Below are 23,877 nucleotides of genomic sequence, written 5' to 3'. Positions count from 1 at the left end.
GCCGGCCGTCTCGCCTCACATCCAACTTTTGAGGGAGACGAGCATGGCAAAGGCATTTGCATCGCAGGCCGATCTGGAAGTCAAGAAAGTCACGTGGACGAAGTTGTCCGAGAACGCCTACGCCTACACGGCCGAAGGCGATCCGAACTCGGGCGTGATCATCGGCGACGACGGCGTGCTGATCGTCGACACGACCGCCACGCCGGCCATGGCGCAAGACCTCATCGCGAAGATTCGCAGCGTCACCGACAAGCCGATCAAATACGTCGTCCTCTCGCACTATCACGCGGTGCGCGTGCTCGGCGCGTCGGCGTATTTCGAGGAAGGCGCGCAGGAAATCATTGCGAGCCGCGGCACGTACGAGATGATCGTCGAGCGCGGCGAAGCGGACATGAAGTCGGAGATCGAACGCTTTCCGCGTCTTTTTGCCGGCGTCGAAACGGTGCCGGGCCTCACGTGGCCGACGCTCGTCTTCGAAAAGGAAATGACGCTGTTCCTCGGCAAGCTCGAAGTGCGCATCGCGCATCTCGGCGCGGGTCATACGAAGGGCGATACGGTCGTGTGGCTGCCGTCGCAAAAGGTGCTGTTTTCCGGCGATCTCGTCGAATACGACGCGGCGTGCTATTGCGGCGACGCGCAACTCGAGCAATGGCCGGCGACACTCGAAGCACTGCGCGCGCTCAATGCCGAGAAGCTCGTGCCGGGCCGCGGCCCCGCGCTGACCACGCCGGAAGACGTCAACAAAGGTCTCGATTACACGAAGGATTTCGTGACAACGTTGCTGCAGCAAGGCCGTGAAGCGGTCGAGCAGAAGCTCGATCTGAAGGCCGCGATGGCGCACACGCGCAAGGCGATGGACCCGAAATTCGGCCACGTGTTCATCTACGAACATTGCTTGCCGTTCGACGTTTCGCGCGCTTTCGACGAAGCAAGCGGCATCACGCATCCGCGCATCTGGACCGCGCAGCGCGACAAGGAAATGTGGGACGCGCTGCAAGCCTGACGGCATCGCATACAAAAGAACAGGCAAGCGCAGCAAAGCAAAGCAAAGCGGAGCAGGACGGAGACACAACATGAGCATCAACTACCAGACGCTGTCGTTCGAATATCAGCCGTGCCGCGAACAGGACGCGCGCCACGGCGGGGAACAGACGGTCTATCCGGTGATCGTGGTCGGTGCGGGGCCGGTGGGTCTCGCCACCGCAATCGACATCGCGCAGCAGGGCGTGCCCGTCGTACTCGTGGACGACGACTGTTCGTTGTCCACGGGTTCGCGCGCGATCTGCTTCTCGAAGCGCTCACTCGATATTTTCGATCGCCTCGGATGCGGCCAGCGGATGGTGGACAAGGGCATTAGCTGGAATGTCGGCAAAGTGTTCCTCAAGGATGAGCTCGTCTACTCGTTCAATTTGCAGCCCGAAGCAGGTCATCATCGTCCGGCGTTTATCAATTTGCAGCAGTACTACGTCGAAGGCTTTCTGCTCGAACGCGCGCAGCAAATGCCAAACATCGAGATTCGCTGGAAAAGCAAGGTGGTCGGTATCGAGCAGTGCGGAACGCCAGGCGCGCGCGACGCGTCGGTGACGCTGACGGTGGAAACGCCCGACGGGCAATATGCGTTGCGTGGCCGGTATGTGGTCGCCGCCGACGGTTCGCGCAGTCCGATCCGCAATCTGATGGGACTCGATAGTAAAGGCGTTACGTTCAAGGACCGCTTCCTGATCGCCGACGTGAAGATGGAAGCGGACTTTCCGACCGAGCGCTGGTTCTGGTTCGATCCGCCATTCCATCCGAATCAATCGGTGTTGCTGCATCGTCAGCCGGATAACGTGTGGCGAATCGACTTTCAGCTTGGATGGGACGCCGATCCGGTACTCGAGAAAACGCCCGAGCGCGTGATTCCGCGTGTGCGTGCCTTGCTCGGACCGGATGCAAAGTTCGAACTGGAATGGGTCAGCGTCTATACGTTTTCGTGTTTGCGCATGGAACGCTTCCGGCACGGCAACGTGCTGTTCGCGGGCGATTCCGCGCATGGCGTATCGCCATTCGGCGCGCGCGGTGCGAACAGCGGCGTGCAGGATGCGGAGAACCTCGCATGGAAACTGGCAATGGTCCTGGAAGGCAACGCATCGGATGCGTTGCTCGACACCTATGCCAGCGAGCGCGAGTTTGCCGCCGACGAAAACATCCGCAACTCCACGCGTTCTACTGACTTCATCACGCCGAAGAGCCCGGTTAGCCGCGTGTTTCGCGATGCCGTGCTGAAGCTCGCGCGTCACCATCCGTTTGCGCGGCAACTGACGAATAGCGGTCGGCTGTCGGTGCCGGCGGTGTTGAGCGATTCGCCGCTGAATACGCCGGATAGCGACAGCTTCGAGGGCCTCATGGTGCCGGGCGCCTCGTGTGTCGATGCACCCGTGCAGGCGGCCGGCGAATCGGCGTGGCTGCTTCAGCATCTCGGTCAGCAATTCACAGGCGTGCTTTTTTCCGGCGATGAAGGCATCGACGCCGCAGCCGAAACTGCGCTGAAAGCGCTTCGTACAAGCACTATTCCGTTGAAGCTCGTGGTGATCGCGCGCAGCGAAACGCCGCCGGCAGCAATCGCAGATGCAAAGATTCTGCGCGACACCGAGGGTCTCGCGAGTGCGCGCTACGACGCGCGACCCGGCACGTTCTATCTGATCCGCCCGGACCAGCATGTGTGCGCGCGCTGGCGGCAACTCGAACCGCTTGCTGTCGAGCATGCGTTAAAGCGCGCGTTATGCGTGCAAGGCACGGCCTGAAAGAACGCCCCGCGTTCGCAGCAAAAAATAGAATCCGGAGACACATCATGGCACTGATCACGCAACCGAATCTCGCGCGTCCCGATGACTTTTACGAGGCGTTGATCGACATGCATCGCGGCCTCGACGATGCGCGCAGTCAGTCGGCGAATGCGCAACTCATTCTGCTGCTCGCGAACCATATCGGCGATCACGCGACGCTGCTCGAAGCAATCCGGCACGCGCGCGAAGGCGTGGCGGACGTGTCGCCGGAAGGCGGCGAAGTTCATCCGCTGGCGGCCTGAGCCGCCGCACGCGCACCTCAGCGACAACCACAACGCGGCGCATCAAGACGCCGGACCCACGGGTCCGTTGGACCCATCACGCCTCATGTCTGGAGATAACCGATGAGTCAGTCCCTCTCGCCAGCGCTCGAGCCTGGTTCAAGCGCCGCTGCGCACGACGATCTGCTATACCGCAAGGTATCGCTGCGCATCATTCCATTTTTGTTTCTTTGCTACGTCGTGTCGTTTCTGGACCGCATCAACATCGGCTTCGCGCAGTTGCAGATGAAGCACGACCTCGGGTTCAGCGACGCAATGTACGGACTCGGCGCCGCTGTGTTTTACATCGGCTATGTACTGTGCGAAGTGCCAAGCAACCTGCTGCTTGCGAAGTTCGGCGCGCGCCGCACGTTCACGCGAATCATGTTGCTGTGGGGCGTGGCGTCGGTCGGCATGATGATGGTGTCGACGCCCGCGCATTTCTATGTGCTTCGCTTCATGCTCGGCGTGTTCGAGGCGGGCTTCTTTCCCGGCATCGTGCTGTATCTGACGTACTGGTATCCGGCGCGGCGGCGTGCGGCGGTGCTGTCGATATTTTTCGCCGGCGTGGCAGTCGCGGGCGTGCTCGGCGGGCTCGTGTCCGGCTGGATCATGCGCGATATGGGCGGCGTGCTCGGCCTGTTCGGCTGGCAGTGGATGTTCATCATCGAAGGGGCGCCCGCGCTTATCCTCGGTCTCATCGCCGCGGTTTATCTCGTCGACGGTCCGCAGCACGCGCAATGGCTCACCGCTAATGAGAAAGCGCAATTGATCGCGCAACGCGACGAGGACCGCGCGGCTTTATCGCAGCCGTCGCACGCATCGCATTCATCGCGCTCGTTCACGCAGGCGCTGCGTAATCCGCGCGTCTATCTGTTCGCGTTCATCTATTTCTCGCTGACGTGCGCATCGTTGACGCTCAATTTCTGGATGCCGTTGATGATCCGCGACTTCGGCATTCGCGATGTTCTCGCAATCAGTCTGTACAGCGTCATTCCGAATGCAGTCGGCGCGGTCGGGCTGATTCTGATTGCTCGCCATTCCGATCGGCGCGGAGAACGGCGCCGGCACTTCGCGGTATGCACGATCGGCGGCGGCATCGCGCTTTCGCTTTTGACCCTGCATTTAAGCAGTTTTCCTGCGATGCTCGCGATTCTCTCGCTCGCCGCCGTGCTCATTTTCGCCGCGTTGCCGATCTTCTGGACGGTGCCGGCGAGCTATCTGTCGGGCACCGCGGCGGCGGGCGGCATTGCGCTGATCAGCAGCATCGGCATTACGAGCGGCATTGTGAGCCCGTGGGTGATCGGGCAGATCAAGACGCATACCGGCAGCATGGACAACGCGCTTTATCTGCTGACCGTGTTGCTGTTCACAAGCGGGATTGCATTGCTGCTCGGCGTGCCGAAGGAAACCAGGCGGGTTTAACGGCGCGGTGCTTTATAAAAGGACCATCGTGTAGAGTCGCGGTAATTCCATTGCGCCTCGACTCTTGCGATGTCCGCCCTTATCGCCCCCGTTCCGCTGCAGCATGAAGGCCCGCATGACCTGTCGTTGTGGCGTGTCGATCTGTCATTCGACACGTCGCTCGACGCCGCGTCCTTTGCATCGCTTTCCGACGACGAGCGCGCGCGAGCACGCAGCTTCCGCCGCGCCGAAGACGCGCTGCGCTTCGCCACAACGCGCGCTGCGTTGCGCGAGTTGCTTGCAGAACGTATTGACGCCGATGCGCACGCTCTGCGCTTTACGGTCGATGCAAACGGGCGGCCGCGTCTCGCAGATTCGACGGCATTCGACTTCAACGTGTCGCACGCGGGCGCGTGTGGCTTGATCGCGATGTCGTCGGCGCGGCGCGTGGGTGTCGATATAGAGCAGTGCAGCGATACGTTCGATTGGCGCTCCATCGTCACGTTGACGCTTGATCCGCACGAGGCGGCGTGGATCGAGCGCCTTGATCGTTCCGCGCAAATGGCCGCGTTCTACGATGCATGGACCGCCAAGGAAGCGCTCGTCAAAACGACAGGCGTGGGCATTGCGCGCGGGTTGCAGCATTTGAGCGTGCTGCCGCGCGAAGGCCAGCGCGTGACGCTGCGCGGCCCGATTCCCGATGATATGCGTGCGATCGCCGCGCAATGGATAGCCGCGCCGCGCGGCTACGCGGCGTGTGTTGCGTGGTCTTTGACGCCGCTTGCTTCATAGCAAACCCACTGTTGGGCTCTTTTTGCAGCGCTTGTTATTGCGCCCATGACGCAACTAACGGTCAGCCCCGACCGGCGCCTCCGGGCAACGGCAGGAAGCGCTCGCAACGACTCCTCAGCGCGCATTAAACCTGCACAGACGGAATGCTCTTCATGCAGCGCAGCGCGAACATCGAGCGGCTATGACGAATGCCGGCGATCTTGTACAGCTTCTCGCGCAGGAAGCGCTCATAACCCGCCGTGCCGTCCACAGCCACCTTGACCAGATAGTCGTAATCGCCGGAGACGAGATACGCCTCGAGTACTTCGGTGAGTGTCGCGAGTTCGGCGCCGAAACGCGCGAGCGCATCGTCGTCATGACGATCGAGCGTGACTTCAAGCAGAACGATATCCGCCAAGCCGAGCTTCTGCTGATCGAGCAGCGCAACGTAGCCGCGAATGTAGCCTTCGGTTTCGAGTTGGCGTGTGCGGTTCCAGCATGCCGTGGTCGACATGCCGACGAGTTCGGCGAGTTCCGCATTGCTCACGCGTGCGTTCTTTTGCAATGCGCGGAGGATTCTGCGGTCCTGATTGTCCAGCTCGCGGGTCCGGGTGTTCATGGGCTGACTCGGAAGATTGTTCGTTCAGACGTGATTCTATCGGAAGAACGTTCCGTTAGTCGCCGCGTGGCGCACCGCTTTAGGAAGCCTATCCAGCGAGCGTCCCGGTATATTTTTAGGGTGCATTCGCGCCCGGAGAACCGTCCGGATCGCCGATCTTATGGCGTCCACGCGCGGCCACAAGCCGCTATCGGTATGACGCTGCTTTTACCGAAGCAGCCTGAGCGGAAACCGCGGCGCTACCCCGTCGCAACGAACGCCCGCTCGGGCCCGAACGCATGTATGGCATTACGTGAAAGAGACGCGCGGCCACAGAAGGGCCGCGCCACGGAGCGTGTTTCGAATGATCAATGGAAGATGAGGTACAGAATGACCAGCACGATCACCGGAACACCGAGAAGCCAGCCGAGTAGGTAAGGCATGATGTATCTCCTTTCGTATCGAGTTGGAATACGGAGAGCATTCAGCATGGGCCGTGCCTGAGGTGTCCGCGATATTCGTGTGATCAGTCTGTCAAAGCCGCATCACCGTCTAGCCGTTGTCGATGAACCCAGGATAGAGCGTCATGCCGCCGTCGACAAATAAGGTTGTGCCCACAACGTAGTCGCTTTCATCCGATGCGAGCCACACGGCCGCCTTGCCGATGTCTTCGACTTCACCCACGCGGCCATAAGGAATCAATTGCAGTAGCTTTTGCTCTGCCGTGTGAGTCTCCCACGCGTCGCGATTGATCTTCGTGCGAATCGCGCCGGGCGCAATCGAGTTGACGCGAATGCGCTCGGGCGCGACTTCCTGTGCGAGCGATTTCATGAACATCTGAATCCCGCCTTTCGACGCGGCGTAGTTCACATGCCCGGCCCACGGAATGACTTCGTGCACCGAGCTCATGCAAATGATCTTGCCGAGTGCTTTGGATGCGGATGTCGGCCCGCGTCGCCGGAACTCTTTGACAGCGGCTTGCGCAGTGAGAAACTGTCCCGTCAAATTGGTGCCCAGCACTGTTTGCCATTCTTCCATCGACATATCGGCAATAGCGCTGTCCCTCTGCAAACCCGAATTCGCGACGACGATGTCCAGTGTGCCGAAGCGCGCGCGGCACGCGTCGAACATTGCATCGACATCGGCCGGATTCGATACGTCGGCTTTAACTGGGAACGCGGTGCCACCCGACTGGTTGATCTCGTCAGCGAGCTTCTCCGCCGATTCCGCATGCGAGTGATAGTTCAGCGCGACCGACGCGCCCGCATCCGCAAGCGCTCGCGCAACGCCATAGCCAATGCCTGAGCTCGCGCCCGTGACCAAAGCAAACTGATTGGCGAGTAACTTTTCCATCGCAATTCCTCGGCGCTGAAAAGCGCATTCGTCTAGCTTCAGATGTAGCGAGGCCGCCGGATCTGCGAGCAGTTCACTGCATCGCAATCCGGCGGCCGGGCCTGCGTTTGACTTACTGATGTGAACGTGTCACCGCAATCGCTATATCACGCCGGCGACAAGCAGCACGATCACGACGATCAGCACGACGCCAAGACCACCCGTTGGCCCATAGCCCCACGAACGGCTATGCGGCCAGGTCGGCAACGCGCCAAGGAGAAGAAGAATCAGCACAACCAGAAGAATAGTTCCCAACATGTATGACCTCCGCTTGGTTGATGAAGCTCTCCTGTCCGCGGCTTTGCGCACTTACATAGTGAGCGCGCAAAGAGAAGACGGACCGGACAGCATCGTCACCTTTGAGGAGCAAGGCATGTGCCCAACGCGGAACATACGCAGTGTCACGCCGCTAAAGAACCCGCGGTTCTGATGCGCGAAACAATCAGATCAGCGATGAACGCGACGCCAAGCGCCGCGGCGCCACACATGAAGATCAACGCATAGTTGTTGTGTGAATGCGAGAACAGATACGAGTAGCCATACCCGCCGAGCGCCTGGAAGAGAGCGAACGCTGTCGTCGCGCGGCTCCATGAGGCGCGCTGTTCCGTGTGATCGTGCGGCACGAGTTCATGAATGCGACCGAGCGCGAGCGGCACGATGCCGGGCGTGAAGACTCCGAGAATAACGGTCGACAGTGCCAGCACCCACGCATTGCCGGAAAGCGCGATCATCGCGACGGCCACTGCCTGCAGCAACAAAGCCACGCGATAAGCCTTGCCGTAACCGATACGATGCGCAACGTTGCCCGCGATCAGCGGCCCCGCGATGGCGGCGAGCCCGTACAACACCCAATAGTTCGCGCCGATTGCCGCGCCTCGGCCTAGACCGCGCGCCACGTAATCGACGAGAAAAATCATCGCCGGCACGAGTCCGAGTGCGTTCGCGGCGTATTGCGCGTACAGCACGCGAAGCGCGAGCGTGCTGGTTTGCGCGCCATGATGATGAGCGGGCGCCGCGGCGGCAGCAGGCGGATTCGTCGACGGCCAGCCGAACGAGCTCACTACTGTCAATACGAGTGCAACAGCGCCGAGCCCGAGCCATGTGGTTTGCAGGCCGAAGTGCAACAGCTCGGGAATCAGCGTGCCTGACGCAGCAATGCCGAGCCCGAGTCCGAGAAAGATCATGCCGCTGACAAAGCCACGGCGCGCTGCGGGAATATGCGGAAGAATCGAGGTCGCCACCAAAACCATGATCGCGCCGCCGGAGATCCCCGACAGCAAACGCCACACGAAGAACCAGCTTATCGACAGCGGATACGCACACGCGAAGAACGCCGCGGTCACCACGGCCATCAGCATGCGCAACGCGGTCCGGTTCGATAACGCGGACGCAAGCGGACGGCCGATCAGCGCGCCGATCAGATAGCCCGCGAAATTCGCGGCGCCCAATGTGACTGCTTGCGACGACGTGAACCAGTGCGCCTGGATCAGAGACGGAATCAGCGGCGTGTACGCAAAGCGCGCGAGGCCGATGGCAACGAGACTGCCGGAAAGCCCGGCGAAAGTGGCAAAGAGCGCGCGGGCGTCGAGCGATGTCGAGCTCGACGAGGACAAGGAGGGCGCTGTGGACATGACGGTTCCTTTACCGGCCAACGTGCATGACGCCGCGCCGGATGTCGGTGAAAGTGCGAAGGGATCGCTCGTTAGGTTAGACGCGTGTCTTTGACGCGCCGTGTTTGGCCGGCAGCGCCGGCAAGCCGAGCAGCTTCAGTGCGCCGGCAACCGCGCTCGTCAGCACCGCACGCTGCGGATCGACGCGTGCCAGCACACGCATGCCTAGCACGGTGGCGAGTAGATGAGTGGCGGTTTCGTCGGCGGAAACGGTTTTGGCAATCGCGCCGCTCTTTTGCGCCGCGACCAGGCAGCGATAAAAGAACTCGCGGATCTCGGCGATTTCGGTTGCGACGAGCTGACGAAATGCTTCGTCCTCCGATGAAATTTCGAGCGCCGAATTAACCAGCATGCAGCCGCGCTTGTGCGGATCGGACACCGACCGCTCGATGGTTTCCTCGAAGAAACCGGTAATGGCCTCGGCAGGCGGCATGGTGCTCTCGAAGCGCTTGATGCGCTCGCGCAGCGAATGATCCAGGTAGTGCTCCAGCGCGCGCAGATACAGCCCGCGTTTGTCGCCAAAGGCGTTGTAAAGGCTCGGCTGCGTGAGACCCGTGCATTTGACGAGATCGCGCGTGGACGTCGCCTCGTAGCCTTTCAGCCAGAACGTTGCGCTTGCTGCTTCGAGCACCTCTTGCTCGTCGAATCCGCGGGGTCGCGCCATGATGAATGTCCTTTACCGCCTGCGTCGGTGGTTTTGTATCAATCGATATAGAACCGCATTATATATCGATCGACACAGAATGCAAGGGACGATGTGCGGCGGCGCGCATGGACGCCGCCGCGTCACGAGCGCAATGACGTGGCGCGGCGGTTTCCAATTGAGGACATCTCGAGCGTCCTACAGATAAGTGCCTTTGATGCGGCCTTCGAAGATGGCGGTGTTGATCGAGAAGTCGTCGACATGGCCGAGCGCGCCACCGTCGACGGTGACGACGACGGAACGGCCGCCGCGCACCAGCTTCAACTGCTCGGCGCTGAGCGTGACTTCTTCGTGGGCGGCGTCGGCGCCGCGAGGCAGGTCCTTGATGATGACGGTGGATTTCATGGCGATACTCCTTGGGGTGGGTGGGCGAGCACGGCGGAGTGCCCGCTCAAGTTTCTGCAAGGGATATGCCAATCTCCTCGCGATAAAGAGCCGATCCGCAACGCGTCCGCCGATGCCAGGCCAGGCAAGGATGTGCATTGCGCGGCCTTTAATCGCAAAGCGCGACGATGCAAAACCAGCGGCCAGATGTATGGATACAGCAGACAGAGCGCACCCGAACTGTTGGGCCGCGTGCACGCCGAACGACGCACGAGATGCACGCGTCGCGAAACGCGGCGCGGCAACAACAAAAGCGGCACGCGTCGATGACGCGTGCCGCTGTACTGCCTTGATAAACGCGAATCTAGCTGCGCCGTGTATTGCGCGTCGCCGCCACTTTCACGATGGTTTGATGCGCCGCCGGAAAGCCGGGCGGATATTCGACGACGCGAGTCGCGGTCGGCACGAGCGGCGCGGCGCTCGAGAGCCGCGCCCCAATGCGTGCGCCGCCGACAATGGCGGCCATCGCCTCACGGTCGAGTTCGACGTTGTCTGCGAGATCGTTGATGAGAAGCTTGGCCATGATGTGTTCGCCGCGAAAGTCGAGCGATTGGCCGGTGCGATGATCCGGCGTGCGCTCGCGGGTGTCGTCAGATGTGCTGAGGTCTCGTCGCACTATGAGTATAGGAAATCTGTTTTTAGTCTGCCTGCCCGATTCACTAATGCACGGCTTGTGCCAGATTTATTCAAGGTTCCTAATAAAAGTTATGGTGCCTTTATGGATAAGGCTTGCAGCGCTAAGCCGCGCGTCTTTTCCTATCCGTCGAAGCTGCGACGAGCAAGGCGAGTGGTGGCATTCACCCGACAACGCGCCGCATTATGTTGGACGGCACGCGACAAGCGTGAGCCGCGCATCGCGCGGGGCAATCCTGGTTTGCGAAAGAACAGGCCGGGAGCTAGTATCGAAGCGGCACATGTAACTGGTTACGACAGCTTTCCTAACGGCCGGCAGAGCCTTGGTCGAACGCGATCGGGGCTCACGGCAACGGCGGCAATTCGCACAACATGGCTAGCCTTGCGCGTGTGATTCACGACTTCCAGAACGGCGAGCTGTCGCGTGACGAGTTCGTCGCTCAACTCGACAGCACGTTGGTGACCGAAGGCCTCGGTCCGACGCAGCTGCTGGAGACGCTTGGCGCCGCGCATCGTAAAGCCCCGCTGCCGGAGGACCTTTATATCGAAGTGCGGCGGCGCATCGAGCAACTGCGCGTGTCGAATGTGGCGGCCGGCGGCGAGGAAACCGGCATACAGACCACGGTGGAGATGCCCTCGGTGGTGCCGGCCGGCGCGGGACGCACAGGCGCGTCCGCAAGTAGCGCGAACGTGCCCAACGGCGCAGGCTTCGACCAGATCAAAGGCATCGGCGATACGCTGAATAACCGCTTCGTTCTCGAAGAGTGCCTCGGCGTCGGCGGAATGGGGACGGTTTATAAGGCGCTCGATCTGCGCAAGCTCGAGGCGTCCGACAGAAAACCGTACCTCGCGGTCAAGGTCCTCAACGTTCAGTTCCGCGGCAATCCGAATTCGCTCGTCGCGTTGCAGCGCGAGGCGCGCAAGGCGCAGGTGCTCGCGCATCGCAACATCATCACGGTGTACGACTTCGATCGCGACGGCCCGATCGTTTATCTGACGATGGAGTACCTGTCGGGCAAGCCGCTCAGCCAGTTGCTGCGCACGCCGGGCTATCAGGGCATGCCGGTTCGCGCCGCGCTGCCGATCGTGCGCGGCATGTGCAGCGCGCTCGCGTATGCACACGAACGCGGCTTCGTGCATTGCGATTTCAAACCCGCCAATGTTTTTCTCACGACGAATGCCGAAGTGAAGGTCATCGACTTCGGCATTGCGCGCGTGTTTCAGCGACCCGAAGAAGAAAGCGATGCAACCGTATTCGATCCAGGCAGCCTCGGCGCGTTGACGCCTGCGTATGCGAGCCCGGAGATGATCGAGCATCGCGAGCCCGATCCGCGCGACGATATTTATGCGCTCGGCTGTATCACGTATGAATTGCTGACGGGGCATCATCCGTTCGACCGCTTGTCCGCGACGCAGGCGCGCAATGCCGAATTCAAGCTGCAGCGTCCGCCGAATCTCGATGCGACGCAATGGCGCGCATTGCGGGCCGCGCTTTCCTTCGACCGCGCGACGCGCATGCCGAGCGTCACGCGCTTCATCGCCGAGTTCGACAACGAGGCGCGCGCGGAAAAGTCGGGGACATTGGCGAAGGCGGGACTCGCCGGCTTCGCGGTGATTTGCGCAGCGGCCGTGGCCGTGTATGCGTGGCGCTCGGCGCCGAATCGTCATAGCGAAATGCAACAGGCTACGGGCACGTCGCAGGGGCGGGTGGAGGAAGCCGCGTCGTCGGCGACACAAGCGAGCGAGGCAGCGGCGACAGCGGCGACCAGCACCGCAAGCGCAGCAACAACGAATCCGACCACAGCAACGTCCGCATCGGCGACTGCTTCAGCGGCAGTAGCAGCCCCCACCCCGCCTGCTGCACCCAAACCCAAGCCCGCACTGACACTCGCAGCGGTCGCTCCGACGCTCGCACAAGTGCCGTGCTCGGCGTTATCCGCGTCGACGCAGGATCACACGTTGACGGTGCGCGGCTATCTTTCGCAACGCTATGGCGTCGCGCGACTAAAAGACGGCCTCACAGCGCTACCCGGCGTGGACACGCTGAAGCTCGACGTCGATCCGGTCGCGGACGACAAATGCGACACCGTGAAGGCGCTTGCACCGTACTGGACGCAGAACTGGCAAGCCGGGCACATCGCGGGCTTGCAGGTGCGGCCGCCGAGCGGCCAATTGAACGAGGGCGATCCACTGGTTGTCGACGTGAGCACGCCCGGCTACGACTCGTATGTGAATCTCGACTACTACCAGCTCGACGGCAATGTCGTTCATATGGTGCCGAGCCCGCGCGCGAAGGACAACCAGGCGCCGCCGCACTATTCGGCGACGGTCGGCAGCGGGGGCGACTGGGTCATTTCAAAGCCGTTCGGTTCGGAGATGGTCGTGCTGCTGATCACGCCCGCGCCGCTCTTCGACAAGCCGCGCCCGGAAGCCGAATCGCGCGCCGACTATCTGCGCGCACTGGACACACGGCTCGCGCAAATAGCCGCGAAGTATGGCCGCGAGCGGATCGTGGCGGACTTCGCGCCGATCACCACGAAGCCGCATGCGCCATGATGTTTTCGTCCAGCGAGCCGAGCGCTGCGGAGCTTGATGCAATGAGTTAATTCCCGGCGCAGCAGATCACTTGAGATCTTTGACTACGCGGAAACCATCCTGCGATTGACGCACGCCCGCGCTGTATTTGAAGCGCGTCGCGCTCAGCATGTAGCCGCCGCCTTCGCGCCAGGAACCGCCGCGAATCACGCGCATGTCGCAACCGGGGTTTTCCCACGCGCGGCCGTCGACGGGCGCTGACTGATACGAGTTATGCCAGCAGTCGGCGGTCCATTCCCATACGCTTCCGTTCATGTCATAGAGGCCGTACGGATTCGGCGCAAAAGAACCTGCGGCTTCGGGGCCTTCCTTGTGCCACGGCTCGCCGCAGTCCTTGCAATTGGCGTTGCCCTTGCGCATCTGATCGCCCCACCAGTACGCGCTCGTCGTGCCGCCGCGCACCGCGTATTCCCACTCGGCCTCAGTGGGCAGACGGTACGGTTTGCCCGTCGTTCGCGTGAGCCACTTCACGTACTGCTGCGCGTCGTCCCAACTCACGTCGCGCGCGGGAGCTGACTTATTGGCATTCGTTTCCGGCGAGAGTTTCGGGCATGCATTCGCCGCGACGCAGGCATTCCACTGCTCGACTGTCACTTCGTATTTGCCGATAGCGAACGGCGCACCAATCGTCACGTGATGAACCGGCTTCTCGGACGGATCGTCGCTGTTGCTGCCCATCGAGAACGAGCCTGCGGGCAACGCGATCATGATCGGACACGTGGCACAGTCGCGGCTTTCGCCTGCTACTGGCGCACGCGTTGCAGGCTTTTGCGCGGTGGCTGCAGCGGGCGGTGCTGGCGGTGGAGTGGTGCTCGCGGCTGGCGGTGCGGAAGCGGCACGCGGGCGCTCTTGCGCGGCCGATGCAGTGGGCGCAGCAGGTGTCGCCGGCCGCGCTGTCGGCGGCGGTGCAACTGACGGCGCAACCTGCTGTGTCGACGGGTTCGGCGCAGGCGCAGGCGCATTCGCCGACGCCGCCCGCAACCGATCGATTCGCGCATGCGCGAGCGTGGCGAAGCGCCCATTCGGATAGGCCTTCAAATACGCTTCGTAATCCGCGGGGTAATTGCTGTCCTTGATCGAATTCCAGAAGGTGATTTCGTATTGCTCGGTGCTGTCTTTCGGCAGAATGCCTCGGCTGTGCAGTGTGACGACATGCTCGTTACTGGCGATGAGTCGCGTATCCCTAACCTTTACGTTGCTCGTCGTTAAGGTTGAATCGGGCAACGACGACTCAACCCACGGTTGCTGTTCCCCTCCGGTTGCGTGTTTGACTTGCGCAGCGACGCTCGCGAGCAGGCTCATCAAAGGCTGCGTGGGCTTCTCGTCGAGTGCGCGCAGTAACGCTTGCGTATAGATGCCGTGGCTGGAGCCGTCGGCCGCAAAGCCGCCTTGCGCCGTTGCATAGGCAACGACCGTGTTCGGCGGCAGTGCTGGCGCCGCCTGCGCGACATCGCGCGTGAATGGATTGTCGAGACAGGTGTCGAGAATCGCAATGTTCAATGGTGCATTGCGCGACGTGTGCATTGCCTGCAACACGTCATTCAGATCGATGCCCTCGCGAATTGGCGAGGCCGGCGAGCGCACGTCGAGACCGGCAGGAATCAATAGCGTTTGTCCGCCGAGCCGCATGCCATGACCGGCGAAATAGAACAGACCGACATCGCCCGCACGCAGACGCTCGCGGAATTCGCCAATCGCTCGCCGCATTTGCAGCGGCGTTGCATTGGCAAGCACGACGACGTCGAAGCCGAGCGCGCGCAATTGCTTGCCCAGCGCTTGAGCATCACGCGGCGCGTTTCGCTCGATGAGCTTCGACGCATCGGCAGCATAGGCGCCATTGCCGATAACGAGCGCGATGCGTGAAGCGCCAACAACGTCGTGCTGCGGAGCGAACGGCGCGATCACGCTATTAGCCGGTGCGGCCAGATTAGTCGCGCTTGTACTCTCACGCGGCGTTGCGGCAAATGCATCGCCGCAATCCACCAGAATGGCCCCGGCCATCCACATCAGCAGGAATATTCGCCACATCTTCGCATCCTGTTTGTTCCGGACAGAACATAGGTATTCGCGCACCGCATTGCCGCTGGAATACGTTGCGATTCGCCGATACCCCCGCCCCGAAAAGCGAAGCGTCGGCGCGCTTTCGATCATCCGCGTTGCAACGTATCAACAACCATAGCACGCGCATGGCGGGCAACAACCAACACTTTTACCGAGTGCGCTATACGGTTAACGAGTGTGGCGTATCTTTTTGGCAAGTTACGTCCTAAGCTAATTCACAAAGCAACGTGGCACGGTCGTTTTAACTACGCGGCTGGCGCATCGCGCGAGCCCGCGATCAAGCACAATCACCCATCGCTGCCTTGCGCAGTCGAGATGGTCACGACCGCTCTTCGGGAGAGTGCGCCATGCGAAGAACCGACGTCCCCGCTGTTTCCAACCCGAGTCCCAGAAGCACGATGCGCCTATGTGCATTGCGCGCGGTTTCGCGGACGGTGCTCGCCGTGTCGATTGTCGGCATGGTTTTGCCGGTGGCGGCATTCGCGGATTCCACGGCATCGCCTGCCGGTGCGGAGGAGTACATCATCTGGCCGCCCGACGGCGCCGTGATTCACGGCGGCAAGCTGTGGGTGCGCATGGGGCTGCGCAATATGGGCGTGTGCCCGAAAGGCGTCGCGTTTCCCAACACCGGGCATCATCATCTGCTGATCGATACGGACCTGCCCGCGCTCGATCAGGAGATTCCGTCGGACCGTAATCACCTGCACTTCGGCGCGGGCGAGACCGACGCGCGTATCGAGTTGCCGCCAGGCAAGCACACGTTGCAGCTTATTCTCGGCGACCACAATCACCTGCCGCATGCGCCGCCCGTGTACTCGAAAAAGATCACCATCACCGTGCAGAAAGACTAGCGCGTTCATCGCGGCCTGCTCAGGACGGAGAAACCTTCATGTATAAGTTCATTGCAGTCGCGGCGCTGGTGGCGTCGGCGACATGGGGCGCGGCGGATTTCGCCGTGGCGGCCGGGGCGGCGTCGCCTTCCGGCGCACATGCCTATATCGGCTATCCGAACGACGGCCAGGTGGTTACGGCCAACAAGCCGTTTCGCGTGTGGTTCGGTTTGCGCTATATGGGCGTCGCGCCGAAAGGCGTGAAGTATCCGAACACGGGACATCATCATCTTCTGATCGACACCGACTTGCCGCCGATGGACCAGGAGATACCCTCGGATCGCAATCACCTGCATTTCGGCGCGGGCGAAACCGAGACGATGATTCAACTGCCGCCCGGCAAACATACATTGCAATTGCTGATGGGCGACGACATGCACGTTCCGCACAACCCGCCGGTGTACTCGAAGAAGATCACGGTCATTGCGCGTTGACGTTAGTTAGCGCCGATGTCATGCCGCAGCCAACCATTTCACACCCGCTGTTGGCCGCGATCCATCACATCGACGCTGATGCTTTCTGGTCACACGCTGTATTGCCCGATCGATGTATCGTCGAAAGCCTCCATTCACGGCACTTCCACAAATTTCTTCGGATAGACAAACGAAACTGGCACAGCCCATGCGTTAGTTACGTTCGAGTAGACAAGTTGCTCGAAACCAACCGCAAGACTGTGACCTTCCGTTCCGGAGATTTGCCATGAACACGCTGACGATCAAAGACCTGTCCATCACCGAACAACTCGACAGCAAGGCGATGAGCGCCGTGCGCGGCGGCACCGGCCACCTGTTACCGCCGTCGTATCTGAATTTCGCGCCGATCTATGCGCCGAACTTCAGCAGGAACGTCGACGCCACTCAACTGATCAGCACGACGATGAACATCCAGAGCGTCAATGGCAGCAACGGCGCGTTCATTGAGGGCGCGACGACCAACCTCAACCCGCATGTGACCGCGAGCAACAACATCTACATGCCGTAAGCGGCGCGTCCGCTAGCTGCGGTCCTCAAAAAGTTCGCGCACCCAATCGTTCTTTTCACGCGACACTTCCTCACCGCACATCTCCCGAGCTTTTGTCATGCGCCGCTTCGATGGTGAAGCGGCGTCGGAGATGCTTTACTTAAATGGTGCGCGCGGATTGTGCAGTGAAGTCGGCGTCATCGGAGAAAATCGTGTCAGCGTTGCCTGATTCAAAGATGGTTCAGCGCTTCTTCAACCACTCGACAACGGCGGCGTTGCGCGGGTTGTGCGCGGCAACGATCTGCGCCGCCTCACTGTGTGCATGCGTCGACGTCGGCATGCCCGACTACAAGCGGCCCGATACGCCTGGCAAGACGTCCTGGACGGGACAAAGCGGCGCGCCGGTTTCCGCGGCGGCCACCATTGAACCGGATTGGTGGAAAGGCTTTAACGATCCGGCTCTCGACTCGCTGATTGCCAAAGCCATAGGCGGCAACTTCGACATCAAGATACTGGCTGCGCGTATTGACGTCGCGCGCACGCAGATCGGCGAAGCCAAGGCCGGCGCGTTGCCGACCATGGACCTCGGTGCCGGCGCGAGTTTCCAGAAAACAACCGGACAGACCTTCGCGAAGCAATACAACGTCGCGGCGCAGGTGAACTGGGATATCGACATTTGGGGCAAAGTGGAAAAGGGCGTGCAGGCACAGAAAGCCGAATTCCACGCGAGCGAAGCCGACTGGCGCGCCGGTTATCTCGAACTGGTGTCGAACGTGTCGAGTACCTATTTCCAGATTCTTCAATTCGACGACCAGATCGAACAGCAGCAAAAGACACTCGTCACCAATCGCCAGATTCTCTCGATCTACGAGGGCCAGCGCCGCAGCGGACTTGTTCCGCAGACGCAGGTGCTGCGGCAGCAGGCGGAAATCAATCGACTGACGAATCAGTTGCTTGAACTGCGTCGCTCGCGTGACCTCGCGAATAACGCGCTGTGCACGCTGACCGGTGTACCTGCCGGTGAGTTTCAATTGCCCAAAGGCCATCTGCAACAGCGCGTGCAATCGCCGGGAGTGCCCGACGGTCTGCCCGCACAACTGCTCGCGCGGCGCCCAGACCTGGTCGCCGCGGAATTCAGAGTACTCGAGGCCTATGACCTCGTCGGTCAGGCCAAACTCGCGCAATTGCCGACTATCAGCCTGACCGGGCACGGCGGCACGGCGAGTTTCGCGCTGACTGACTTGCTGAAGTCGTTCACCTACGGCTTCATGCCGAGCATCAATATTCCGCTGCTCGATCCCGGTGTGCGCGCACACGTCAAGGTGACGCAGGCGCAATCGACGGTGGCGGAACAGCAGTACCGTGCGACTGTAATGGGCGCGTTCGAGGAAGTGGAAAACGCGCTGGTGAATCTGAACGCGCATAAGGCGCAGCGCGTTGAATTGCAGCAACAGGTGGATCGTCTGCAAATTGTGGCCGATCAGATTCAGTCGCAACTGCGGCTCGGCGTGGTGTCGCAACTCGAAGTATTCGAAACCGAGCGCACGCTGCTCGAGGCGCAGTTGTCGTTGCTGGCGAATCATCAACTGATTTTGTCCGATACGGTGCTGCTTTATAAGGCGCTCGGCGGCGGCTGGCCGAATGTCGATGTGCAGGCGCAAGTGAAAGAGAAGTAGAAAAGAGGTAGAGCAGAAGTAAAGGAGCATTGAGCTAATCCGCTCAGGCGCGCATGTGAAACCCGTTGCGGTTTCTCATATCGTGTGCAGCGGCTTATCACCGACGACCGGGAATTGACACTCGCAATGCGTGACTTACAATCGTTGAGGAACCGTGTTTCCGCCGGTTCTTTCAAACAAGATTCTCTCGCCGTCGTCCTTCGTGCTGACTCCGTTGCGCTCTCGCAGCAGCGGGTAAACGATTAGTGATCCGGATAAAATGGCCGACGGCGAAATATCCATTGCCGAGAAGCGCGCGACAGTCGAAACCGCTTTCGACGTGCTGCTGTCTCCGCTTGCGTCCGCGCAACGCCCGGCACTGGACGCGATCCGCATTGTCGATAGCCTGTTCGCCATTGGGCGCAGCGAAGCGCCGTTTAACGACTACCCCGCCGAGTGGATCGCGCGTCTGTCGCGCCGTCATGCACGCGTGTTCATCGAGCACGGCGCGGTTTATGTGGCGGATCTCGGCAGCAAGAACGGCACCACGGTCAACGGCGTTGCCGTGCGCGAGACGCCCGCGCGCGTGCGAGCAGGGGACGAACTGTGCTTTGGCGGCGATCTCTGTTATCGCGTGAGTATCGAGCCGCGCGCCCGCATCGTCGCGAAAAGCAGCGCGGTGGTCGCGCCGCGCCTGCTACTTGTGCCGCAGCGCGGCGATCTCGGGCTTCAGCCGGTTGAAGTGCAGGCGTTTCCGTTTCTCGTCAGTAAAGCGGACGAAGTCTTTTCTCGCTACAAGGACCGCTATCCGCATCAGGTCAATTACATCTCGCGTCGGCATGCGCACATCTTTCTGAAGGGCGCGGAGCTTTACGTCGAAGATCTCGGCAGCACGAACGGCACATTCGTCGGCGGAATACGCGTCGGCGAATCCGCGCTGCCGCTTGCCGATGGCGACGTCGTTGCATTTGGCGGCGACCACTTCGTCTACAGGGTGACGCTGCAAAAACCGCCCGAAGTCGAGCCGACCGTGACTCAGCTGCTCCTCAATCCCTCAGTCGCCAAACTCTCGGATGTCGCCGATGTCGACGCCGACAAAACGACCTTCGTGGGCGCGGCGCATTCGTTTCTCGACATCTTCTGCGTCGACCCAGCGAGGCAACGCGAGGACGAAATCAACGAGGCGGCGCACGTTGCATCTGGACATGCGGGACGCACGCCGCCGGCTAGTGGTGGAGCGGCGGGTGCATCGGCAAAAAGTGCGAACGGATCGCATAGTGCGGACAGCGCCACGAATGAATCGAATGGCGGCCGCATCGCCGGCGTTTCCAGGCGCAAGCAGCGGCGCTGGCGCCTCATCGCAAGCGAGTTGAGCAAGGCTTTCGCAGGCGACGATCGCGCGAGCATGCGACGCTTCGCCATGTGGGGCGGCGCGGGCGTCGTGTTGCTCGGCGCCGTCGCCTTCACACTTTATATGCGCGGTTCCTCCGAACGTGAACTGAAGAACCTGCTGGCGAGCGGCGACTATACGAGTGCTGTGCAATCCGCGAAGAACTACCTGGTGACTCATCCGGCGGACACGAAGGTGAGCGCGCTTGCAAGCGAAGCGCTGCTGAAGGCAAAGCTTCCCGATTGGCTCAACGTGCTGCAAAAGTCGCAATTCGATCAGGCCGATGCGCAACTCGCCGAGATGAAGTCGTTGACCGCGAATAACGCCGACGCACTTTCGCTTCTCGGCGAATTGCAATGGGTGGGCGATCTCGAACGCTTCGTCGCGGGGCGCGGCGGTGTTGAGGCACCGATCCGCATGTATCAGGATGAAGCGGCTATCGGCGGTTTGCTGCAACGCTGGGACGACGATCCGAAGAGTCATCAGCGCGCGCTCGACAGAATCGCGTCATATGTACCGGTCTTCACAGAACCGTACGCGCAGGCCATGAGTCATTTGCGCAAGCTCGAGAGCGACGACTCGGTTTATCTCGCGGCAATCGGACGTCTGGACGGCGCGATTCGCACCGAGTTGGCGCGCGACAAACCGGCGGCATTGCCATCGGTACTCGACGATTATGCGCAGCGCTATCCGCGTCTCGCGGGACTCGACCGCGTGCGCGACGACTTGCGCCAATACACGGCTTTGCTGGAAGCCGCGCTTGGCCGTCAATTGAGTACTCTGCTCGCGCTGATGAAAACCGCGCGCTTCAGTACGCCGCCGTTTCAGGAGCAATATCGGCAACTGGCCGCGACGCGTTTGCCGTCCGCCGATGTCGTTCAGCGGCACGACGCAATCGCCGCTGCGTGGCGGCGCGGTGACGCGCAACAGGCATTGACCGGATTGCAGTCGATGCCGGCGGGGCCGTGGTCCGATGTACTGGCCGCCGAGTTTGCTCACAAGAAAGCACTCCTCGATCAGTACAACGACTTGCAGAAAACGCGCAACGGAAAAGATTACGACCAGCGTCTGCTGTCTTTCTATGCGAGCCTCGATCCGTCAACGGATGTGTGGTTCGCCCAATCCATTCAGAATGACGTCGCCGCGTTGCACGATAAAGCGCTGTCACGCGCGCAAGATCTGATGCTGCGCGCACAGAGCCTGTGGAAGCAGTATCGCGCGAGCGGTCCGATTGGCGGCACGCAGCGCCTTGAAGCAGGCATCTCGCCGGGCTTTCGCAACGAGGCGCGCTTGCTGTCCGATGCGCAAACGGCCGCGCAGCAGGGTATGCGCATCTATTCGCAGTTGAAGGCGGAATATCCCGCGGATTTCGACCGTTTGCTCGCCGATATAGAAGCGGAAACAACATTGCAGCGCCGCTCGCTGACCGAGTTGCGCATGGTGCTGGATCCCGCGCTGCTAAAAGCGAAGCTGGCGTTAATTGGAGGCGAGCAGAGTGAAGCGCGACAGTTACCCTAGGTCGCTGGCGCAAGCGCTGGAAGACCACAGTGTCGAAGGCATTGCGATACTCACTGCGGAGCCCGTGCGGATCGCGCGTGCGCTGATCTGGGCGATGGTCGCGCTGGTGGTCGCAGGCTTGCTGTGGTCGTTCGTGGGACGTGCCGACGTAATCGTCAGCGCACAGGGCACGCTATCGCCGGAATCGGAAGTGCGCCGCATTTATGCGCCTATCGACGGCGAACTGGCCGACCTCTATATCGCGGAAGGCCAGCCCGTGTCGAAAGGCGATGTACTCGCGCGATTGAACGCGCGCGGCGCGATCGAGGCCGCAAGCAATGCGTTGCAGGCGCAATTAAAACTCGAAGACGCCGAGCGCGACTGGAAGCAGTTCCCGCAGAAGAAAGCGCTGATGGAGAGAAAAGCCGCGGCATTAAAGGCGCAAATGGAAGTGGAAGCACGTCTGCACGAAAACCGTGTTTCGGAAGGAACCACCAAGCTCGCCGAAGGACAGAAGGCTGAACTCGACGAAGCGCGCAGTGCGCTCGACAACGCGCGGCGGGTACGCGAGGCCGCACACCAGGAACTCGACCGCTATTCGCGGCTATTCGCGCAGCCGGGCGGCGGCGGTATTGCGGAATTGCAGGTGGAGCAAAAGAGAACCGCGTCGATGGAAGCGGATAACGCGTACCGTGTCGCGCAATCGAAGCTCGCCGAACTCGATTTCCGCTTGAGTCACGAGTACGCAAAGGCGAATGCGGAACTCGAAACGAGCGGCCAGCAGGCTACGGATCTTCAGCTTCAATACGACGCAGCAGTGCGCGACGTCGCCGACGCGGAAGGCAAGGTGCGGCTGCAACTACAAAGCGCACGGCTCGTCTCGGAAGCCGCCGCGCGAATCCGCTTCGAGAACATCGACAAGGACAACTTTCTGCTGATTCTCGCGCCCGTTTCCGGCGTGATTACCGATGTCACGTCGACGCAGCGAGGCGACAAGATTCAGGCCAATTCGCCGCTCGGAGGCATCGCGCCAAAAGACGCGAAGCCGGTGTTGAAGATCGAAATCGCCGAACACGATCGCGCGTTTCTTCACGAAGGATTGCCGGTCAAACTGAAGTTCAACGCATTTCCGTATCAGCGTTATGGATTGATCAACGGCACGCTCGCCTATATTTCGCCGGCCACCAAGCCGTCTTTGACGGACAAGCAGCCGGTTTATGAAGGCCGCGTCACGCTCGACAAAAACTACTACGAGATCGCCGGTACGCACTATCCGTTGCGTTACGGCATGACCGCGAGCGCGGAAATCGTCGTGCGCGAGCGGCGCCTGATCGACCTCGGCCTCGATCCGTTCAGACAGGTGGCGGGTTGACCGCGCGGATCACACATCAACCAAAGGAGCGGACAACATGACCGCAATAGTGCGAATTGACGATGAAGTCGTGGATGTGGGCGAGTTCATCCGGCTTCTCAAACTGACTGGCCAGTTCGAAAGCCTGATCGAGCAGATAGTGCGCGACAAGCTGACGGTGCACGCGGCGAAGAAGCAGGGCATCGTCGTTACGGCCGACGACATTCAGGAGCGCGCCGATCAGTTTCGCCGCGTGCGAGGGCTGCATCGCGCGACGGATATGAACCAGTATCTCGACGTGCTGAACGTGAGTCTCGACGAATTCGAGGCGTTCATCACGGACGGCCTGTATCAGGAGAAGATGCTCGACCAAGTCGGCAACGATGCGGCCGTCAAAGACTACTTCGCGCTCAATTCGCCGAAGTTCGATGCAATCGAAGTGAGCCATATCGTGCTCGACAGCGAAGGCAAAGCGAAGGAAATGATCTCGTATCTGCGCGACGATCCCGATAGTTTCGCCGACATGGCGCGCGAGCATTCGATTGCCGATACGCGAGAAGCGGGTGGTGTGATCGGCAAAGTACTGCGTGGCTCGTTAAAGCCGGACATCGAGGCGAAGATCTTTAACGCGGCGGTGGGCGATCTGCTTGGGCCGTTCCCGTCGGCGGATCGCTCGTGCTTCGAGATCTTCGCGGTGACCGCGAAATACCCAGCGACGCTCGACGCCGACGTGGCCGCTGAAGTCAGGCGCCTTTTGCGCGAAAGCTGGCTGATCGCGCGTGCGCAGGAGCATGTGATCGAAGCGCGCTAACCGGGCGCCACCGTCAGAAGTAGAACC

21 protein-coding genes are annotated in these 23,877 nt (G+C 61.1%); 13 read left to right on the top strand and 8 right to left on the bottom strand.

Annotation, left to right across the window (positions count from 1 at the left end; all coding sequences use genetic code 11):
• Nucleotides 1-43: 43 nt before the first annotated feature.
• From BGRAMDRAFT_RS03390 to BGRAMDRAFT_RS03370, 5 genes are all read left to right on the top strand, one after another.
• Nucleotides 44-1,003 carry an MBL fold metallo-hydrolase gene (locus tag BGRAMDRAFT_RS03390; protein WP_006047257.1) on the top strand — a complete coding sequence of 320 codons (960 nt, stop codon included), beginning with the start codon at nucleotides 44-46 and terminating at the stop codon, nucleotides 1,001-1,003.
• Between the two features lie 70 nt (nucleotides 1,004-1,073).
• Nucleotides 1,074-2,783, top strand: coding sequence for an FAD-dependent oxidoreductase (locus BGRAMDRAFT_RS03385; protein WP_006047256.1), 1,710 nt, complete (start codon nucleotides 1,074-1,076; stop codon nucleotides 2,781-2,783).
• A 47-nt stretch (nucleotides 2,784-2,830) separates the two neighbouring features.
• A complete protein-coding gene (locus BGRAMDRAFT_RS03380) occupies nucleotides 2,831-3,067 on the top strand; it encodes a DUF2783 domain-containing protein (protein ID WP_006047255.1) in 237 nt (78 codons plus the stop codon).
• Between the two features lie 102 nt (nucleotides 3,068-3,169).
• Nucleotides 3,170-4,510 carry an MFS transporter gene (locus tag BGRAMDRAFT_RS03375; RefSeq protein ID WP_006047254.1) on the top strand — a complete coding sequence of 447 codons (1,341 nt, stop codon included), beginning with the start codon at nucleotides 3,170-3,172 and terminating at the stop codon, nucleotides 4,508-4,510.
• Nucleotides 4,511-4,579: 69 nt separating this feature from the next.
• On the top strand, nucleotides 4,580-5,281 hold the full coding sequence (locus BGRAMDRAFT_RS03370; protein WP_006047253.1) for a 4'-phosphopantetheinyl transferase family protein: 702 nt from the start codon (nucleotides 4,580-4,582) through the stop codon (nucleotides 5,279-5,281).
• Between the two features lie 124 nt (nucleotides 5,282-5,405).
• Here the strand turns inward: BGRAMDRAFT_RS03370 and BGRAMDRAFT_RS03365 are convergent, their stop codons facing one another.
• The 7 genes from BGRAMDRAFT_RS03365 to BGRAMDRAFT_RS03335 form a co-directional block, all read right to left on the bottom strand.
• Nucleotides 5,406-5,879 (bottom strand): Lrp/AsnC family transcriptional regulator, encoded by a 474-nt coding sequence (locus tag BGRAMDRAFT_RS03365; protein ID WP_006047252.1) that lies wholly within the window; start codon nucleotides 5,877-5,879, stop codon nucleotides 5,406-5,408.
• A gap of 531 nt (nucleotides 5,880-6,410) precedes the next feature.
• Complete coding sequence (locus BGRAMDRAFT_RS03360; RefSeq protein WP_006047250.1) at nucleotides 6,411-7,211, bottom strand: SDR family oxidoreductase; 801 nt, start codon at nucleotides 7,209-7,211, stop codon at nucleotides 6,411-6,413.
• A 141-nt stretch (nucleotides 7,212-7,352) separates the two neighbouring features.
• Entirely contained in the window at nucleotides 7,353-7,508 is a 156-nt protein-coding gene (locus BGRAMDRAFT_RS33505) for a DUF3309 family protein (protein ID WP_006047249.1), read from the bottom strand.
• Nucleotides 7,509-7,651: 143 nt separating this feature from the next.
• Entirely contained in the window at nucleotides 7,652-8,881 is a 1,230-nt protein-coding gene (locus BGRAMDRAFT_RS03350) for a YbfB/YjiJ family MFS transporter (protein WP_006047248.1), read from the bottom strand.
• Nucleotides 8,882-8,957: 76 nt separating this feature from the next.
• Nucleotides 8,958-9,584: a TetR/AcrR family transcriptional regulator gene (locus tag BGRAMDRAFT_RS03345; protein WP_006047247.1), complete on the bottom strand. Its 627-nt coding sequence runs from the start codon at nucleotides 9,582-9,584 to the stop codon at nucleotides 8,958-8,960.
• Nucleotides 9,585-9,761: 177 nt separating this feature from the next.
• Entirely contained in the window at nucleotides 9,762-9,968 is a 207-nt protein-coding gene (locus BGRAMDRAFT_RS03340) for a hypothetical protein (RefSeq protein WP_006047246.1), read from the bottom strand.
• 343 nt (nucleotides 9,969-10,311) lie between these two features.
• Nucleotides 10,312-10,530, bottom strand: a complete 219-nt coding sequence (locus BGRAMDRAFT_RS03335; RefSeq protein WP_006047245.1) for a hypothetical protein — start codon at nucleotides 10,528-10,530, stop codon at nucleotides 10,312-10,314.
• 482 nt (nucleotides 10,531-11,012) lie between these two features.
• Between BGRAMDRAFT_RS03335 and BGRAMDRAFT_RS03330 the strand changes: the two genes are divergently transcribed.
• Entirely contained in the window at nucleotides 11,013-13,196 is a 2,184-nt protein-coding gene (locus BGRAMDRAFT_RS03330; protein WP_006047244.1) for a serine/threonine protein kinase, read from the top strand.
• 66 nt (nucleotides 13,197-13,262) lie between these two features.
• On the opposite strand, the gene BGRAMDRAFT_RS03325 is transcribed toward BGRAMDRAFT_RS03330, so the two are convergent.
• Complete coding sequence (locus BGRAMDRAFT_RS03325; RefSeq protein ID WP_006047243.1) at nucleotides 13,263-15,263, bottom strand: SUMF1/EgtB/PvdO family nonheme iron enzyme; 2,001 nt, start codon at nucleotides 15,261-15,263, stop codon at nucleotides 13,263-13,265.
• 380 nt (nucleotides 15,264-15,643) lie between these two features.
• Between BGRAMDRAFT_RS03325 and BGRAMDRAFT_RS03320 the strand changes: the two genes are divergently transcribed.
• The 7 genes from BGRAMDRAFT_RS03320 to BGRAMDRAFT_RS03290 all read left to right on the top strand — a co-directional run bounded on the left by BGRAMDRAFT_RS03320 (nucleotide 15,644) and on the right by BGRAMDRAFT_RS03290 (nucleotide 23,850).
• Nucleotides 15,644-16,147, top strand: a complete 504-nt coding sequence (locus BGRAMDRAFT_RS03320; protein WP_006047242.1) for a DUF4399 domain-containing protein — start codon at nucleotides 15,644-15,646, stop codon at nucleotides 16,145-16,147.
• Nucleotides 16,148-16,185: 38 nt separating this feature from the next.
• A complete protein-coding gene (locus BGRAMDRAFT_RS03315) occupies nucleotides 16,186-16,620 on the top strand; it encodes a DUF4399 domain-containing protein (protein WP_006047241.1) in 435 nt (144 codons plus the stop codon).
• A gap of 265 nt (nucleotides 16,621-16,885) precedes the next feature.
• Complete coding sequence (locus tag BGRAMDRAFT_RS03310; protein WP_006047240.1) at nucleotides 16,886-17,167, top strand: hypothetical protein; 282 nt, start codon at nucleotides 16,886-16,888, stop codon at nucleotides 17,165-17,167.
• 215 nt (nucleotides 17,168-17,382) lie between these two features.
• Nucleotides 17,383-18,822: an efflux transporter outer membrane subunit gene (locus BGRAMDRAFT_RS03305; protein ID WP_044020371.1), complete on the top strand. Its 1,440-nt coding sequence runs from the start codon at nucleotides 17,383-17,385 to the stop codon at nucleotides 18,820-18,822.
• A gap of 259 nt (nucleotides 18,823-19,081) precedes the next feature.
• Entirely contained in the window at nucleotides 19,082-21,709 is a 2,628-nt protein-coding gene (locus tag BGRAMDRAFT_RS03300) for an FHA domain-containing protein (RefSeq protein WP_006047238.1), read from the top strand.
• Nucleotides 21,687-23,060: an HlyD family efflux transporter periplasmic adaptor subunit gene (locus tag BGRAMDRAFT_RS03295; protein WP_006047237.1), complete on the top strand. Its 1,374-nt coding sequence runs from the start codon at nucleotides 21,687-21,689 to the stop codon at nucleotides 23,058-23,060. The genes BGRAMDRAFT_RS03300 and BGRAMDRAFT_RS03295 overlap by 23 nt, the downstream gene beginning before the upstream one ends.
• 37 nt (nucleotides 23,061-23,097) lie before the next feature.
• Nucleotides 23,098-23,850 (top strand): peptidylprolyl isomerase, encoded by a 753-nt coding sequence (locus BGRAMDRAFT_RS03290; protein WP_006047236.1) that lies wholly within the window; start codon nucleotides 23,098-23,100, stop codon nucleotides 23,848-23,850.
• Nucleotides 23,851-23,877: the final 27 nt, after the last annotated feature.

The organism is Paraburkholderia graminis C4D1M (assembly GCF_000172415.1).
GTDB lineage: Bacteria > Pseudomonadota > Gammaproteobacteria > Burkholderiales > Burkholderiaceae > Paraburkholderia > Paraburkholderia graminis.
Note: the sequence above shows the minus strand (reverse complement) of the source record. Positions and strands in the feature narration are given on the sequence as shown.